Here is a 17,395-nt window from a genome sequence, read left to right as displayed (position 1 = left end):
ATCGATGCACAGTTGATTGGTGATAAGTGCACTGCCGTACAGGCAGCTTAGAAAGTCTTTACTATCCGGTTCCAAATAAGCATCAGGTGCACTGCCGTACAGGCAGCTTAGAAAATGTGATAAAGCGCACTGTCACCCGCCTTTAAGTGCACTGCCGTACAGGCAGCTTAGAAATTTCTTTGCGCTTTCTGCACCTTTTACAGCGAGTGCACTGCCGTACAGGCAGCTTAGAAAAGCAATGTATAGAAATATGTCAGCTTCATGTCGTGCACTGCCGTACAGGCAGCTTAGAAAAGTTGGAGTCGGCTTATTTTGATAAGTTAAAGGTGCACTGCCGTACAGGCAGCTTAGAAATATTTTTAGCTCATAATCAATCGGCTTCGGAAGTGCACTGCCGTACAGGCAGCTTAGAAATCTGAGAATTATCACTTTGTGAGTCAATCAGCGTGCACTGCCGTACAGGCAGCTTAGAATTCTAGTAGCGGCAGATTGCCAGACGTAGTAATGTGCACTGCCGTACAGGCAGCTTAGAATCTTGCGTTCGACGTTGCTGAGAAGTCCTTTAAGTGCACTGCCGTACAGGCAGCTTAGAATAATGTGGGATGTATATCGTTGTGAAATTGTTTGTGCACTGCCGTACAGGCAGCTTAGAAATATCGGGTTCTTTCTGAACTCCGTTACGTTCAGTGCACTGCCGTACAGGCAGCTTAGAAACACTGCCGCCGCAGTTCGTTAAAATCATCCTGGTGCACTGCCGTACAGGCAGCTTAGAAAAGCCGGTGAGGCTTTGATTGCGATCGGCATGAGTGCACTGCCGTACAGGCAGCTTAGAAATAACAAAATCTCATCATCGATTATTTCATTATGTGCACTGCCGTACAGGCAGCTTAGAAAATATCAACATTACAGAGTACTTTTATTCTACCGTGCACTGCCGTACAGGCAGTTTAAAAATAGAAAGTTTTCCTTATTCTCCTAAACTATCGAGTGTGCTGCCACACAGATAGCTTAGAGTATAATTATTCCTGTTTAGGAAAGGCACTATGCTGTTAATTAGTAAAGAAGTGTAAATTCTTTTGATTTACATCTGTGATGTTTTACTTGTGTAAAATTTATGCATAATATTTACCATAAATGAAATTAATTATTTAGGTAATTCTTAAATTATGGATAACAACTTTTCTCCGAGTGATCTTAAAACTATTTTGCATTCCAAACGCTCGAATATTTATTACCTGCAATATTGTCGAGTATTAGTGAATGGTGGCCGTGTTGAGTATGTCACTGATGAAGGAAAGCAATCCCTGTATTGGAATATCCCAATTGCAAATACCACCGTTATTATGTTGGGAACGGGTACTTCTATTACTCAGGCAGCAATGCGTGAATTTGCTAAGGCGGGTGTTTTAGTTGGTTTTTGTGGTGGTGGAGGTACACCGCTATTTGCGGCTAATGAGGTTGAAGTTGATGTATCTTGGCTGACACCACAAAGTGAATATCGCCCTACGGAGTATTTACAAGATTGGGTGAGTTTCTGGTTTGATGATGAAAAACGATTAGCGGCAGCGATTGCTTTTCAAAGAATTCGTATTGCACAAATTCGTGAACATTGGCTAAGTAGTCGAATGTTGCGAGACAACTCTTTTATGCTTAATCGTGAGAGTTTATTGTCATTACTCACACGTTATGAGCAGAATCTTGCAAATTGTCGTGATAATAAAGATTTAATGGCCCAAGAAGCTGTGATGACTAAAGCGTTATACAGACTGGCGGCAAATGCAGTGAGTTATGGCGATTTTGTCCGGGCAAAACGCGGCGGTGGTGTCGATTTGGCAAACCGTTTTCTTGATCATGGTAATTATCTGGCCTACGGATTAGCCGCTGTTGCAACTTGGGTCATTGGTTTACCACATGGTCTTGCGGTGTTACATGGTAAAACCCGTCGTGGTGGTTTGGTTTTTGATGTTGCTGATCTGATTAAAGATGCGTTGGTATTGCCACAAGCATTTATTGCGGCAATGGCTGGAGAAGATGAACAGGAATTTCGCCAACGCTGTATTAGTGGATTTCAGAAAGCTGAGGCATTGGACACTATGATTGATGCCTTGCAAACAACGGCTCAGCAACTGAGTCAGGTGGCACGATGAATATTCTTTTAGTCTCTCAATGTAATAAACGCGCGCTAACAGAAACCCGCCGAATTTTGGATCAATTTGCTGAACGTAAAGGTGATAGAACTTGGCAAACGGCTATCACCCTGGAAGGTTTAAATACTTTGCGTAAGCTATTGCGTAAAACGGCACGTCGTAATACGGCGGTGGCTTGCCATTGGATAAAAAGTGGTGGTCAAACTGAGCTGTTATGGATAGTCGGGAATTTGCGACGCTTTAACTCACAGGGGGTTGTACCCACGAATACGACACAACGTGATGTGCTGAAAAGTCAGGATGAAAATCATTGGCATAGTGTAGAAGCCATCAGCTTATTGGCAGCGATTGCTGGGTTATTTCATGATTTTGGTAAAGCTAATACGTTATTCCAGCAAGGTTTACAAGGCGATGGGCGGTTTCAACCGTATCGACATGAATGGGTATCTCTGCGGTTATTTCGGGCATTTGTTGATGAGCAAAATGATAAGGGGTGGCTGACTTCGTTGAGTCAGATTGAGTCCGGTGATGAGGATAAGATTCTTTCCCGCTTGGTTAAGGATGGTATCGATTCCTATGCAAACCCTTTTGTTGACTTACCGCCATTGGCAACCACTGTCGCTTGGCTAATCCTCTCTCATCATCGTCTTCCTGTTTATCCTAGTTATGACGATCGATATGTACGCAGACCACAATTAAAAGATATTGATAGTTGGCTGATTAACCACTTAGAACCGTCATGGAACTCAATCAACATGGATAATAAGGTCTGGAGTGATCAGGATAAACGTGATGTCTGGATATTTCCAAATGGTACACCTATCCGTAGTCAGACTTGGCGTCAGAAAGCGCAAAAATTTGCGCGAAGAGCGCTGCAATCAACGTCATTATCGCAATATGGCAATCTGAACCAGCGTTTCACCAGTCATATGTCTCGGCTAGTTTTAATGCTGGCCGATCATCATTATTCATCGTTGCCAGCAACTTTGGGTTGGCAGGATGTTAACTATGGGGTATTTGCCAATACTGATAGAACAACCGGTAAGTGCAAGCAGCGATTAGATGAACACAATATTGGTGTTGGGCAGAATGCTTTGCTATTGGGGAGAAGTTTGCCACATATTCGTAAAACGCTGCCTGCGATTACCCGGCATAAAGGATTTAAACAACGCAGTAAAGATGAAAAATACCGTTGGCAGGATCAGGCGTTCGATGTTGCATGTGCTTTACGCGAACGTCCAGCAGAACAGGGCTTTTTTGGTGTTAACATGGCTTCCACGGGTTGCGGTAAAACCTTTGCCAATGCACGGATTATGTATGGGCTAGCTGATGAAAAGCAGGGATGCCGTTTTTCTATCGCTTTGGGGTTAAGAACGTTAACGTTACAAACCGGTGATGCATTACGTAAAAGATTGCATTTGGAAGAAGACGATCTGGCAGTGCTTATTGGTTCTCAGGCAGTGAAAGAATTACATCAACTCCGCCAAAAAGCGCTTGAACCTGATGTGGGTAGTATATCCACGGAAGAGTTATTTGCAGAGCATCAATATGTTAGTTATGACGGCAGCTTAGATGATGGGCGTTTGAGTCATTGGCTACGTAAAGATAATAAACTTAATAAGCTGCTTAGCGCACCTGTGCTGGTAGCGACCATCGACCATTTAATTCCGGCTACTGAGGGTATTCGTGGTGGGAAGCAAATTGCACCCATGTTGAGATTACTCACTTCTGATTTGGTGTTGGATGAGCCGGATGATTTTGATATTAACGATTTGTCGGCTTTATGCCGATTAGTGAACTGGGCAGGGTTATTAGGTTCGCGGGTATTGCTTTCATCTGCCACATTACCGCCTGCGTTGATTCAGGCATTGTTCAATGCTTATCGTGCCGGACGCCAAGATTATCAATTAGCATGTGGTCAACCTGGTGCTCCGGTGAATATCTGTTGTGCTTGGTTTGATGAATATGAAACGACGCAACAAGATGTGATCGATGCATATCAGTTTCAGGAACAGCATAATATTTTCGTTAATAAGCGTATTGGCAGGCTTAAAAAAATAGTGCCATTGCGTAAAGCTGAACTTGTACCGATTATTTCTGAAAGTCGTAAGATTAATGATGTTATTAATACTATCGCCGAAGTGATGAATCGCTCTATATTGAAGTTGCATGAAGAACATCATCAAACCCACTCATCGGGTAAAACCGTCTCTATTGGTTTAATCCGTATGGCAAATATTAATCCACTAGTTGCTGTTGCACAGCGGTTATTACAAATGCCATCCCCTGAAAATGTGCGTATCCATTATTGTGTCTATCATAGCCAGCATCCTTTAGCGATACGTTCTCATCTTGAACGTCGGCTGGATTCAACGTTAACACGATACGATGAAGAAGAGTTGTGGCAAGTAGCGGAAATTCGCAAAGCATTAGAAGAGACATCGGAAAGGGATCATATTTTTGTAGTAGCGGCAACTTCTGTAGCTGAAGTTGGTCGGGATCATGATTACGATTGGAGTATAGCTGAACCCAGCTCAATGCGTTCATTGATACAACTTGCCGGACGTATTCAACGTCATCGACGAAAAGAACCACGGGAGCCTAATCTGCATATTCTGGCGAAAAACTATAACGCACTTAAAGCGACTAGTTTAGAACATCCGGTTTATTGTCGCCCAGGGTTTGAGTCGAAAGATTATCTTTTTGCTAGTCATGATTTACATGAATTACTGGAACCTTATCAATATGAACTAATCAGTGCATTGCCGAGAATAAAGGAACGCGATAATGCTGGAGATAGTTCACCGTTTGAAAATTTGGTCGATCTTGAGCATCAACGTTTATGGGAAGAGCTTCAAGGTGTCTCTGATAATAAACACGGTTACTGCTCAGCTCTTTGGTGGCGAGAACAGGCTTCATGGTGTGCAGAATTGCAACGCCATAAACCATTTCGTCAATCAGAACCTGATGAACTACATTATTTGTGGCTTGAAGAAGAGGGTGAAGAAGCGAAGTTTGTGGCTCTGGACAGCGGTCAGGCTGGGATAAAAGAAAGCGACGCGTTTGACTATGTGCCAGAATTAGAGTTTGCACCAGGCGTGAGTGCCTGGATTGAACTTGATACTGAGACGATTTACCAGAATTTGGCTGATACAAATGAAATGGAGTTAAAAAATGTAAGCCAACATTTTGGTGAGATTCGTCTTAGGAAGAAAGATGACGGAGAAGCATGGCGTTACCATCCATTTTTAGGGGTGTTTGGTGCCCCCAGTTGAGGGCACCGCTGCCTGTGCGGCAGTTTAGGATAGTTGAAACTAAATATTTCTAAGCTGCTTATCCAGCAGTGCTCGTAGCTCGCATGATAAATGTTTGAGAGGTTAAATTCTATATGAAGTTATGAAAGATTTTTTAGGTTAAGTATGGTAATCTTTAATCATCTATTTTTTCAGGATGAAATTTTCATAATAGAAACGAAATAGGTCGTTGATTTTCTGCGTGGCTGAGAATAAGATAATGGAACATCTTATTTAGGCGTCTAATTATGCGGAGAATAGCGGTGAAGAGAAAATCGACTTACATGTATATAGTGAAGAATGTACTGAGTGTGTTTCTTGTACTCCTTTTTTGCTTGCCCGCTGGAAATGATGTTAATTTTCAGTTGATTGATGTCACTCAAGGCCAGAGGACGATAACTGTGAGCATTACAATCAGCCAGCAGCCGGTAAAACAAATATAGGTATTAAGAGGTAGGTTCATCGTGTACGTGAGTGAGTACACGATGATTGATTCTAATTCTGAGTGTTGACTGCCATATGTATTATGGAGTTAAAAGGTGTCAGTCAGTGTTTTGGATGAGATATATCTCAGGAAAAAGACAGAGAAGCGTGGCGTTATCGCCCATTTTTAGGGGTGTTTGGCGCATTTTGATAACATTTTGAGTAAGGTGAATAAGAGGTTATGAATGCGAGTGGATTAAGCCGATTTATTGTCGATTATATTGAAAGTCGTAAACAGCAAAAGTTGGAATCTTTTGATAAAGAGGTAGAAAAGAAACTAGCAAAGCTAGACTTAGCAGAAGATATTGAATTTGTCCAACAAGAGGTTGCTGAACAACGCAAAGATCTGGAAGAACGTTACGAGATCAGAAATTGGTTGGATGATGCCGCTAACCGGGCAAAGCAAATCAATTTGGTGACACATGCTCTGAAATTTACCCATAGTGATGCAAAAGGTAGCAGTATTTTTGCATCATCCTTAAACAGCAAGGAAAGTAGTGAATATCTTTCCACTGTAACTTTGCATAAACCTGCGATAGATGCTGTTGGCAATGCGGCCGCTCTTGATATTGCAAAACTACTGCAAACTGAATATCAAGGAGACTCACTAGTGGCGTCTATGCATCGGGGAGATTATTCGGCGTTAGCTGAATTGGCGAAAAACGAGCAACAGTTTGAAAATTGGGTGAAGGGATTTCGGCAAGCTTTGTCAGATGATACGCTCTCTTCGCATAAGCTGGCAAAGCAGCTCTATTTCCCAGTTAGCACTGGTGAGTATCACTTATTAAGTCCGCTCTTTTCCTCATCATTAGCTCATGCTATGTATCAGCGTATTGCTGAATCCCGTTTTGGTGAGTCATCTAAAGAAATTAATAAAGCTAAGAAAGAAGAACGTTGGCATCCTGAAACTAGGGTGAGTTACGCGGATATTGTGGTACAGAATTTTGGTGGCACTAAACCACAAAATATTTCTTACCTTAACAGTGTAAGCAGTGGGCGGGTTTGGCTTTTACCTTGCTATGTTCCTAACTGGCAAGATATTCCTATTCCCAAGCCCCCAATGAAGCATACATCTATTTTCCATTCGCGTAGTGAATTCGATACGTTGGCTCGTAGCACTGTCTGGAAGATGCAGTGGTATTTATTAAAAGTTCAAGACCTTGAAAGTAACGTGGAAATCAGACGGAGACGTCAGGAATATGTTGATGAAATTATTGATATTTTGTTTAACTATGTTGCTGGTGTACAGAATTTGGTTAGCTCTAAAGGTTGGAGCGCAGATGATAAGTGCAAATTAAAGCGTTCTCAACAGCTTTGGCTTGATCCTTATCGTTGCCAATTGGATGAAATATTCGAATTTGAGCGTGATGGAGGGGACTGGAAAAAAGAGATTGCCTATGATTTTGGTCACTGGTTGAACGAAGGCTTAAGACACCCTCGGTTAAAAGTTAAGTATGTTGAACGTCGTGAATGGGCCTTTGTGTTTAAAAAACGGTTACGTGAATTTGAGGATGAATTGCCAGAGGTACCGTTATGAGTTATTTGATTGTTTTGCGCCATATTAAAGTAGAAAACGCGAATGCAATTGCAGGCTTAACCTATGGTTTTCCTGCAATCACTCATTTTCTTGGCTTTACTCATGCGCTTTCACGTAAGTTGCAACAAAGTCATAATTTAAACTTGGAAAATTGTGGCGTTATTTGTCATAACCACCAACTGCATGCCCATCAGTCTGATCCTATTAGGGATAAAGTCTTTGCTTTAACCCGCAATCCATTAACCAGAGAAGAAAAGACTGCTTCTTTTAATGAAGAAGGTCGTATGCATATGACAGTTTCTTTATTAATAGAATGTTCTGGTGAAATTGCTGGCGATACAGAAGCTAACGAATTGGAACAATATTTACTAGAAATATGTCCAACTCAGCGACTAGCTGGTGGTACTATTACTGAAATTACTAAAGTAAATGTTATTGCTTTTCCACAACAAGAACAGGAAACCCATAAGTTAATGCGGCGTTTATTACCGGGTTTTGCCTTGCTAGATCGCTCTGAATTGTTAGCTAAACACTACGAAGAATTAAAACAGGATAACCCTCAAGCAGAGATGATTGATGCTTGGCTTGATTTTTCCGCTATTAAAATGCGAGCTATTCCTACTCAGGATGATAAGCAACCTGAAATTGGTGATCCTGCGTATTGGGAATATATTCCTAAACCTGCTTCGGGATATTTAGTCCCCTTGATGACGGGTTATCAAGCGATATCACCATTATATTCCGCCGGGAAAGTAGATAAAACCCGTGATCCTAATACTCCATTTTGTTTTGTTGAAGCAATTTATGGGGTAGGAGAGTGGCGGAGTCTGCACCGTATTTATGATATTCGCCAGCTACTCTGGTGTCATCATTACCAAGAGGGTATTTACCGATGCTGTAATCAGCAGACTGTTTCCCGTCAATCCAAACCCAATAAGAAAGTAAGAATAATCGACTGATTAATTTAAAGAAGGATATCTACATGTCTAAATCAACTATTAAAACGGCTTCTGTACTGGCGTTTGAACGTAAACTTTCTAACTCTGATGCTTTAATGTTTGCTGGAAACTGGAAACACATTGATGGTGAATGGAGACCTATTGCTATTCAGGAAAAAGCTGTCCGGGGGACGATTTCTAACCGCTTGAAAAACGCATTAACCAGCGATCCAGCCAAACTGGATGCGGAGATTCAAAAAGCAAACCTGCAACGTGTTGATGTTGCCGCATTGCCTTTTGATACTGATACCCTAAAAGTCAGTTTTACATTACGGGTCTTAGGCAATCTTTCAACACCATCAGTATGTAATGATCAGGATTATCAAGCTGAACTGGCAAACGTGATCAACGGTTATATTGCTGAACATGGTTTCAAAACGCTTGCAGCACGTTATGCAGAAAACTTGGCTAATGGACGGTTTTTGTGGCGTAACCGAGTTGGAGCAGAAGAAATTAAGGTTCGCGTAAGTGGTAAGAGTGGCAAATGGTGGGAGTTTGATTGCGAAGATTTTAGCTTACGTGAATTTGGTAAGGTAGAAGGTGATTTAGCTGAACTTGCCGCCGAAATTGAGGAAGGATTGGCAGGCGATAGATCAACATTATTCAATGTTGAGGCTTTTGTTCGTTTAGGGCATGGGCAGGAAATTTTCCCTTCTCAAGAGTTGGTTCTCGACAGTAACAGTAAAAAAAGCAAAGTGTTGTATCAGGTCAATGAAATCGCTGCATTGCATTCGCAAAAAGTGGGTAATGCGCTCCGCACTATTGACACGTGGTATCCAGATGCTACGGAATTGGGTCTTGGCCCAATAGCGGTTGAACCCTATGGTTCTGTCACCAGTCGTGGTAAGGCTTATCGTCAGCCTAAAGTGAAAATGGATTTTTATACTTTGTTAGATAACTGGGTCGTTAAAGGAAAAGCGCCAGAAGTAGAGCAACAACACTATGTTATGGCGACGCTAATTCGTGGCGGTGTTTTTGGTGAAAAAGGTGAATAAGGGGACACAATGGATTATTACTTTGAAATCCGCGTTCTTCCCGATCCTGAATTTAGTCAGCAAGACCTTATGGAAGCATTATTTGCTAAACTGCATCGGGCCTTGGGGCAAGTAGGTAATGGACAGATTGGTGTCAGTTTTCCTCGTTCGGGGAAAACGTTGGGGAATACGCTGAGAATGCACGGTTCAAGCGAAGCGCTGAATGACTTGCAAGCATTATCTTGGTTAAAAGGACTCCGGGATTATACTGAGGTGATTGATATCCAGCCAATCCCTCAAGAAACTAAGTACCGTTGTGTCAGCCGAGTGCAGGTTAAAAGCAGTGCGGAGCGGCTTCGTCGTCGTTCAATTAAAAAAGGGTGGTTAACGGAGGAACAAGCCTTACAACGCATTTCTATCAGCAAAGAACAACGTACTCATTTACCGTTCTTGTTTCTCAAAAGTTTGTCATCAGGTCAAAGTTTTCTGTTGTTTGTCAAACAAGGACCAATAGAAGATAAATCAACACAAGGAGTTTTCAGTTCTTATGGATTAAGTTCATCAGCTACCATCCCTTGGTTTTGACCCTTTTTTCGCGGCTAATTATAACTTATTGATTTATTTAAGGGATTAGCCGCTGCTAATAAAAAGGGTTTTTCTGCTTTTTATCATTATGTTCTTTAATAATCAGTAAATTAAAGGTAGTATCTAACTGTTCACTGCCGCACAGGCAGCTTAGAAACACTCTTTGCCGTTCCACGTGTCGAAATCAGTGTTCACTGCCGCACAGGCAGCTTAGAAAGGTCCGCAGACTTTCGCCAGGAATTTAACGTGTTCACTGCCGCACAGGCAGCTTAGAAAAATTACCGCCATATTTGTAATGAAATCGCCCCGTTCACTGCCGCACAGGCAGCTTAGAAATCTAATTCTTCTGGATAGATCATCCAGCAATCGTTCACTGCCGCACAGGCAGCTTAGAAAGGCAAAAGAAGAGCCAAAATGTGATGATCGCAGTTCACTGCCGCACAGGCAGCTTAGAAAAAGAATAAAAACACGATGAGTAAAGTCATCGGGTTCACTGCCGCACAGGCAGCTTAGAAAATCAAAACCACAATCACCATATCTCATTACTCGTTCACTGCCGCACAGGCAGCTTAGAAATTCGCGGGTCATACGCGGGTCATAATTAGCAAGTTCACTGCCGCACAGGCAGCTTAGAAAATCACGCGCGGTACAGCCCACAACACAATGACGTTCACTGCCGCACAGGCAGCTTAGAAATTGAAGAGACCATCACCACCGTCGCCCGTGAAGTTCACTGCCGCACAGGCAGCTTAGAAAAAACAATGAAAGAAGCTGGTAAAGAAGCCTATGTTCACTGCCGCACAGGCAGCTTAGAAATAGATAGCATCAAATCCAAAGCCCGCATTCTGATTCACTGCCGCACAGGCAGCTTAGAAAGCCGATTATAAAAATGCTTTATGTGCTCATTAGTTCACTGCCGCACAGGCAGCTTAGAAACTGACGGGGCAGATATAACTCCCGGTCAATGAGTTCACTGCCGCACAGGCAGCTTAGAAAGCGAACAGATCAGCGACGCTTGAAATGCTAAGTTCACTGCCGCACAGGCAGCTTAGAAAATTGATATTATTTAATATTTTTAACTGTATGTGTTCACTGCCGCACAGGCAGCTTAGAAATCAGGCCACTCGACATCCGGCGCTTGATTCACGTTCACTGCCGCACAGGCAGCTTAGAAAACTGACAAAGCAAGTTCTTTGTTATAAACAAAGTTCACTGCCGCACAGGCAGCTTAGAAAAATCAAGGTTGATTACTTTGGCATTGAATTATGTTCACTGCCGCACAGGCAGCTTAGAAATGCTTGTTGCACGGCTTTGACGAGATGCTTTTGTTCACTGCCGCACAGGCAGCTTAGAAATATCGTTCAGGTGAAAAATTCGATCCCGAAAGGTTCACTGCCGCACAGGCAGCTTAGAAAGATCACAATTGAAGACCTGGAGCCGCGAGCAAGTTCACTGCCGCACAGGCAGCTTAGAAATCAATCGGAGAAACTCAAGGCCATAAGAAGTCGTTCACTGCCGCACAGGCAGCTTAGAAATCTTCTTTCCCTGCACTTGTTCGCCTATTGAAGTTCACTGCCGCACAGGCAGCTTAGAAAATGATACTAATGCCGTCTACAGTGACATAAGCGTTCACTGCCGCACAGGCAGCTTAGAAAGAAAGAGCCAAAGAAAATGGCCGCTCGATGAAGTTCACTGCCGCACAGGCAGCTTAGAAAACTTTCTATCGATTCTATTGATTGCTGACTTAGTTCACTGCCGCACAGGCAGCTTAGAAATAGAGACATTCGACGCACATTTAAAACTCTGGGTTCACTGCCGCACAGGCAGCTTAGAAAATCCACGAGCGCACCATTCACACAGACTATGAGTTCACTGCCGTACAGGCAGCTTAGAAATATGGCTGATATCCGTTTCATGCATTGTAGAAGTTCACTGCCGTACAGGCAGCTTAGAAAGGTAAGATTTCCCAACGGCTTTTATCTTCACTGTTCACTGCCGTACAGGCAGCTTAGAAAAGTCTGAACGGTGATTGTTTCACCCTTTTTCTGTTCACTGCCGTACAGGCAGCTTAGAAAATTTCGATTGATTCCCATCCTCCCATTTCTTGGTTCACTGCCGCACAGGCAGCTTAGAAAGTTCTCTCAATGTCGTATCACTCTCAATCGGCGTTCACTGCCGCACAGGCAGCTTAGAAAGTCTCGAATCAAACGACTTGGTGTTTACGACTGTTCACTGCCGCACAGGCAGCAGCGCACTTGATTGAGTGCGCTAAAAAAGCAACCTTTTTTCTTCTCGATATGCATCAATTGTTGTGCTTTTGTGCATATTCTTCACTATTAACCCATTGGTGGTCTTTTTCCCAGGTAAATAGCCATTTACGAGTTGGTCCGGCCATTACGTTGAGATAATAGTTGTCGTAACCGGCAATGGTTGCCACTGGGTGGTAGCCTTTGGGCACCATTACCACATCTTTATTGTAAACAGCCATTGATTCATCCAGTGAACGGTCATCGGTATAGACTCGTTGCATGCAGAATCCTTGAGATGGGTTCAGACGATGGTAATAGGTTTCTTCCAAATAGGTTTCCTGTGGTGCATTGTCGGTATCGTGTTTATGGCTAGGGTAGGAGCTGGTGCAGCCTTCATCGGTAAAGACTTCAACCACCAACAAGCTATCAGCAGGTTTATTATCCGGTAGGATGTTGTGAACATAGCGTCGGTTGTAACCATTGCCACGTTGTTCTGCATCAATATCCTGTGGCGTAATCAGTCGAGTTGGGGAGCTTCCTTTACCCGGTGCTTGGCATACCGCGAGTTCAAGAGCGGTATCGGCAATAATTTCAACAGATTCCCCCGCAGTGATGTAAACAGCATAAGGTTTTTTGCGTTCAAATGGCTGCATGCGATCACCAATATGCTCAAACCGTTGATGTGGCGTAGTCACGGTGGCTTTTCCTGCCACCAAAACCAGACAGGTTTCATTTTCTGATGCGGGTAAGGTGATTTTTTCACCCGAAGCCAACTCATAAACATCAAAATGGACATACTTCCAGTTTGCTGATTCCGGCGTGATATGTTGAGTTCGTTTGTTTTGATCCGGTGCATGATATTTTGATAATAATTTGGACATATTATCTACCCTCGGTACTATTTTTGCATGAATCAGGTTGTGATTAATTAAAACAATCCTGCATCTCTGGCTAGTTGATGTAAATTGTTATAACCCATTGTTGCGTAGGTGAATGGGTGAGCAATAGCAGGATCTTGTTCTGCTTCAACTACCAGCCAGCCTTTATAGTTCTGCTTTTTCAACACTTGAAAAATTGCCGGATAATCAACACAACCATCTCCCGGTACGGTGAATACACCACTCAGCACGGCATCAAGGAAACTGGTTTTACGATTTTTTATATCGTCGAGCACATCAGGACGGATGTCTTTACAGTGAACATGATTAATGCGTTTTGCCCAGCGTTCTGCGATAGCCAGTGGATCAGCGCCAGCAAAGGTCAAATGGCCGGTATCCAGCAACAATCCAACTTCATCTCCGGTATTTTCCATCAGATGATCAACATCTTCCTTAGTTTCAATAACCGTTCCCATATGGTGGTGATAAGCAATCTGAACCCCCTGTTCTTGGGTGTAACGGGCAAATTCAGTCAATTTTTCACCGTATTCTTGCCAGCGGTTAGCTGGAAATTGAGGACGAAGATGGACTGGTTTATTTTGATCGCCGTGAATGCAGTTTGTCACTTCCGCAAAGACCATGACATTAGCCCCCAATTCGCGTAGCAGGGTCAGGTGAGATTGTACCGCTTTAATCTCTTCTGCTACCGAACGGGTGAGTAATTCGCCAGAGTACCAGCCAGAGACCAGTACGAGATCGTGGGCAGCAAGAATGGGGCCTAATACGCTAGCTTGACGAGGGAATTTGTTGCCCAATTCAAAACCGGTAAAACCTGCTTGTCGGCCTTCTGTTAAGCAGGTTTCCAGTGGTGTGTCTGCGCCGAGGGTGGGTAAGTCATCATTAGTCCAGGTCAGAGGGTTGATACCAAGTTGAACTGCCATGATGGTGCTCCTAGTTGAATAAAATAATTTTATACCCGTCATCTTTCAAGTTGCCTCTTTGTTGGCTGCACTCACTCACCCCGGTCACATAGTTTGCTATGCTCCCAGGGATTCACTCCCTTGCCGTCGCGATGCATCTTGAAATCCATAGGGTATCTTAATGTTGCTATCCGCGCTGACGCCATAAGCTAATCAGGTTGTGATAGTTGGTTTTTATTTTCTGGATCAAACAGTTATCATCAATCTCGTTTTTTAGCCATTTTAGGGATGGTTGACCAAATAGGGTTCTTCCGACAGCAAAACCTTTGACGATAGATTTGCCGGCTGCGGCATTAAAACCTATTTCCAGCTCTTCTTGTGGAGCATCAAGACCAAGAATAACGACGCCACGGCAATAGGGGTCTCGTTGCTGGATGAGAGAGTTAATGTTGTCCCAACTTTCGGAACTGAGAGGTGGGAGTTTCCACCAATCCGGTTTAACGCCAAGGTTATAAAAGCGTCTAAGTGCGCGAATATAGAACTCATCAGAGTGTTTCATTCCCGCAGGTAGAATCACTTCCAGTAAAAGTTCGTGACCAGATTTACAGCATGCGGCATAAATTTCCCGAATTTTTTTCTCTTGCTCCAGGCGGAGTGGGTGAGCATCTTCTGGATGGAAAAACACCAGACATTTGACGATGTGTTCCAGTGGCCAATCAATAAGTTGGGAACCTATGTTGCCATGTTCCAGACAAAGCGGGCGGGAGCCGGGTAGCTCAATTGGGCGGCCGATCCACCAACCTTGACCGGTAATTTCGTTTAAAACATCCTGACCAAACGTGCTGTCACATAACAGGCCTATTTTTCCTTGTAACCCTGCTTCTGCGGCAACTTCTCGGCTGGCGCGCAATAGAAGTTGTTTTAATGATGAAATCCGCTTGATACTGGCGTTTGCTTGTCGGGCTAATTCAATAAATTGAATACGATGATCAAATGCCATTACGCACAGTTCGTCCCATTGATTTTTACGAGCGCTGATACGGTGAAGGTGATTAAGTGTTTCATCCAAATCAGGGCGTAGTATTTGATTGGCGCGTGATAGATAGTTATCAAGCTCTGTTTTATCTGGCATTGCCGGTGCGCAGCCATGACGAGAAACGACTAACGCGCCACAAGCATTAGCGTAGGTGCAGGCTTTTTCCCAACCTTCGTTATTAAGATAGCCGCGTAACAGGCCGGACATAAAAGCATCCCCGGCACCGAGTACGTTAAGCACATCGACACGGACGCCCTGTATGGTAATGCTATCATTCAGATCATTAGGGATTTCAGCGGTAAAAACAGAGCATCCCAGTGATCCCCGTTTGCAAACCAATGTAGCTGACGTGAGTTTACGAATGTTGCGCAGTGCTTCGATAGTCTCTGTGGAACCACCGGCAATATGGAACTCTTCTTCTGTGCCAACAATGAGGTCAAATAGTGATAATACTTCCTGTAACTGAGCTGTTACCTGTTCCGATGCGATATAACGTGTTTCACCATCTCCCAGAGAAGTTAATCCCCAAAGTACCGGGCGGTAATCAATATCCATGACGGTTTTTACACGATTACGGCGGGCGTAGTTGAGGGCCGTCAGCACCGCATCGCGAGTGTTGGGATGAGAAAGATGTGTTCCAGTGATTGCCAAACAACGGGCTGATGCAATGTATTCTTCACTGAAATCATCACGGGTAATTGCCATATCGGCGCAGTTATCACGATAGAAGATCAGGGGAAACGTGGTTTTATCTTTGATTCCTAGCAGCACCAGTGCCGTAAGGCGTTCTTTATCAATGGTTAGATGGCTGGTATCACAGCCAACACTTTGCAACTCTTCCCTAAGGAAACGTCCCATATGTTCATCACCGACTCTGGCTAGCATGGAAGATTTGAGCCCCTGACGAGCGGTACCATAGGCGACATTACCGGAAGAACCGCCAAGATATTTTGCAAAACTTCCCATGTCTTCCAGACGTGCTCCGATTTGTTGACCGTAAAGGTCAACAGCGATTCGTCCCATGCAGATGACGTCAAATTTTTTTTTCTGCTCCATTGAATAATTCCTTATAAGTACAAGCATCAAGTGTTGCTATGATGAGCTCCGATAGTGGAAAATTGATAAAAATAATTAATTGATTTCAGTGACATTCACCCAACGTTGCTGTTGATAAGAACGAGCAATGGCATCCAGAATACGTGAGACTTTCCAACCTTCGGTGAAATCCGGCCATATCTCTTTATTGCTGGCGATGCCATTGATCAAGTCTCTGATTTCCACTGTTTTTTGATCATTGAAGCCGATGCCGTGACCTGCACCGAGACAGAATGGTGCATAGTCAGGATGTTCCGGTCCAATAAGAATAGTTTTAAAGCCTTGGCGGTTTGCCGGTTCATCGTGACGGTAAAGTTTTAGTTCGGCCATTCTTTCTTGTGTGAAGCTCAAAGCACCTTTTGTTCCTGTAATGGTGTAGCTCAAACCCATTTTTCGACCGCAGGCAATACGGGAGGTTTCAATAGTACCCATTGCTCCGCTGTTGAAACGCACCATAGCGTGTGCTTGATCTTCGTTTTCTACGGTAACCATCATGCTAGAGCCGGTTTTTTCCGGGCGTTGTTTGATGATAGTCTCCATGTCTGCGCAAACAGTTTGGATATCACCAACCAGGTACTGCGCCATATTGATGATATGGGCGGCAAGATCGCCTAATGCACCTAATCCAGCTTTATCTTTGAAGCAGTGCCAGTGAATAGGGATGCGTGGATCAGCCATATAATCTTCGTTATGAGTGCCGTAGAAGTGAATGACTTCACCGATTTCACCATTCGAAATGATCTCTTTAGCCAGTTGTGCGGTGGGGTTTTTCATATAGTTAAAACCGACTAATGTTTTCACGCCGGCTTTTTTGGCGGCTTCGACCATTAATTTTGCATCAGTTGAATTTAGTGCCAGTGGTTTTTCACAATAAACATGCTTGCCATGTTTGATCGCTTCGAGAGCCATCTCTTTATGAAGAAAATTTGGTGAGCAGATATCAACAACATGAATATCGGGATCTGATACTAATTTGCGCCAATTATCAGTAAAGCGCCGGAAACCTAATTGTTCAGACCGTTTTGCGGCGAGTTCAGCAGAAACTTCGGCGACCATTTCACAAACTAATTTGCCTGCCAGAGGGAAAACCGTAGGTGCTTGTGCGTAAGCAATGGCATGTGTACGTCCGATGTAACCAGTACCGATTAGGCCGATACGAATCTCTTCCATATAGTTGTTTCTCCGAATAGAAGGAAGCGG

Annotated in this window: 10 protein-coding genes and 2 CRISPR repeat arrays (1 of these 12 running past the window's edge); of the genes, 6 read left to right on the top strand and 4 right to left on the bottom strand. The window is 43.5% G+C overall.

Annotated features, from left to right (window positions below; translation table 11 throughout):
* Positions 1–954: a CRISPR direct-repeat array (repeat unit 28 nt; unit sequence GTGCACTGCCGTACAGGCAGCTTAGAAA); it reaches 154 nt to the left of the window's first position.
* Between the two features lie 212 nt (positions 955–1,166).
* From cas1f to cas6f, 6 genes are all read left to right on the top strand, one after another.
* Positions 1,167–2,147: a type I-F CRISPR-associated endonuclease Cas1f gene (cas1f, locus tag SLS51_RS17805; protein WP_323839976.1), complete on the top strand. Its 981-nt coding sequence runs from the start codon at positions 1,167–1,169 to the stop codon at positions 2,145–2,147.
* On the top strand, positions 2,144–5,422 hold the full coding sequence (gene cas3f / locus SLS51_RS17800; RefSeq protein ID WP_323839975.1) for a type I-F CRISPR-associated helicase Cas3f: 3,279 nt from the start codon (positions 2,144–2,146) through the stop codon (positions 5,420–5,422). Before cas1f ends, cas3f begins: the two co-directional genes overlap by 4 nt.
* A gap of 682 nt (positions 5,423–6,104) precedes the next feature.
* On the top strand, positions 6,105–7,460 hold the full coding sequence (gene csy1, locus SLS51_RS17795) for a type I-F CRISPR-associated protein Csy1 (RefSeq protein ID WP_323839974.1): 1,356 nt from the start codon (positions 6,105–6,107) through the stop codon (positions 7,458–7,460).
* Positions 7,457–8,419, top strand: coding sequence for a type I-F CRISPR-associated protein Csy2 (gene csy2 / locus SLS51_RS17790; RefSeq protein WP_323839973.1), 963 nt, complete (start codon positions 7,457–7,459; stop codon positions 8,417–8,419). The genes csy1 and csy2 overlap by 4 nt, the downstream gene beginning before the upstream one ends.
* 23 nt (positions 8,420–8,442) lie before the next feature.
* On the top strand, positions 8,443–9,453 hold the full coding sequence (csy3, locus tag SLS51_RS17785) for a type I-F CRISPR-associated protein Csy3 (protein WP_323839972.1): 1,011 nt from the start codon (positions 8,443–8,445) through the stop codon (positions 9,451–9,453).
* A 9-nt stretch (positions 9,454–9,462) separates the two neighbouring features.
* On the top strand, positions 9,463–10,017 hold the full coding sequence (gene cas6f / locus SLS51_RS17780) for a type I-F CRISPR-associated endoribonuclease Cas6/Csy4 (protein WP_323839971.1): 555 nt from the start codon (positions 9,463–9,465) through the stop codon (positions 10,015–10,017).
* Between the two features lie 129 nt (positions 10,018–10,146).
* A CRISPR array of direct repeats spans positions 10,147–12,272; the repeat unit is 28 nt; unit sequence GTTCACTGCCGCACAGGCAGCTTAGAAA.
* Positions 12,273–12,319: 47 nt separating this feature from the next.
* Here cas6f and iolB read toward each other — a convergent pair.
* The 4 genes from iolB to SLS51_RS17760 form a co-directional block, all read right to left on the bottom strand.
* The gene (gene iolB, locus SLS51_RS17775; RefSeq protein WP_323839970.1) at positions 12,320–13,147 is read right to left on the bottom strand and encodes a 5-deoxy-glucuronate isomerase; all 828 of its coding nucleotides are present in this window, start codon (positions 13,145–13,147) and stop codon (positions 12,320–12,322) included.
* Between the two features lie 47 nt (positions 13,148–13,194).
* Positions 13,195–14,085, bottom strand: coding sequence for a myo-inosose-2 dehydratase (gene iolE, locus SLS51_RS17770; RefSeq protein WP_323839969.1), 891 nt, complete (start codon positions 14,083–14,085; stop codon positions 13,195–13,197).
* A gap of 166 nt (positions 14,086–14,251) precedes the next feature.
* The gene (locus tag SLS51_RS17765) at positions 14,252–16,156 is read right to left on the bottom strand and encodes a bifunctional 5-dehydro-2-deoxygluconokinase/5-dehydro-2-deoxyphosphogluconate aldolase (protein ID WP_323839968.1); all 1,905 of its coding nucleotides are present in this window, start codon (positions 16,154–16,156) and stop codon (positions 14,252–14,254) included.
* Between the two features lie 75 nt (positions 16,157–16,231).
* The gene (locus tag SLS51_RS17760; protein ID WP_323839967.1) at positions 16,232–17,365 is read right to left on the bottom strand and encodes a Gfo/Idh/MocA family protein; all 1,134 of its coding nucleotides are present in this window, start codon (positions 17,363–17,365) and stop codon (positions 16,232–16,234) included.
* Positions 17,366–17,395 lie beyond the last annotated feature (30 nt).

Source organism: Photorhabdus africana (genome assembly GCF_035181445.1).
GTDB lineage: Bacteria > Pseudomonadota > Gammaproteobacteria > Enterobacterales > Enterobacteriaceae > Photorhabdus > Photorhabdus laumondii.
The sequence above is the reverse complement of the archived record's forward strand: the minus strand, read 5'-3'. Positions and strand labels throughout refer to the sequence as shown.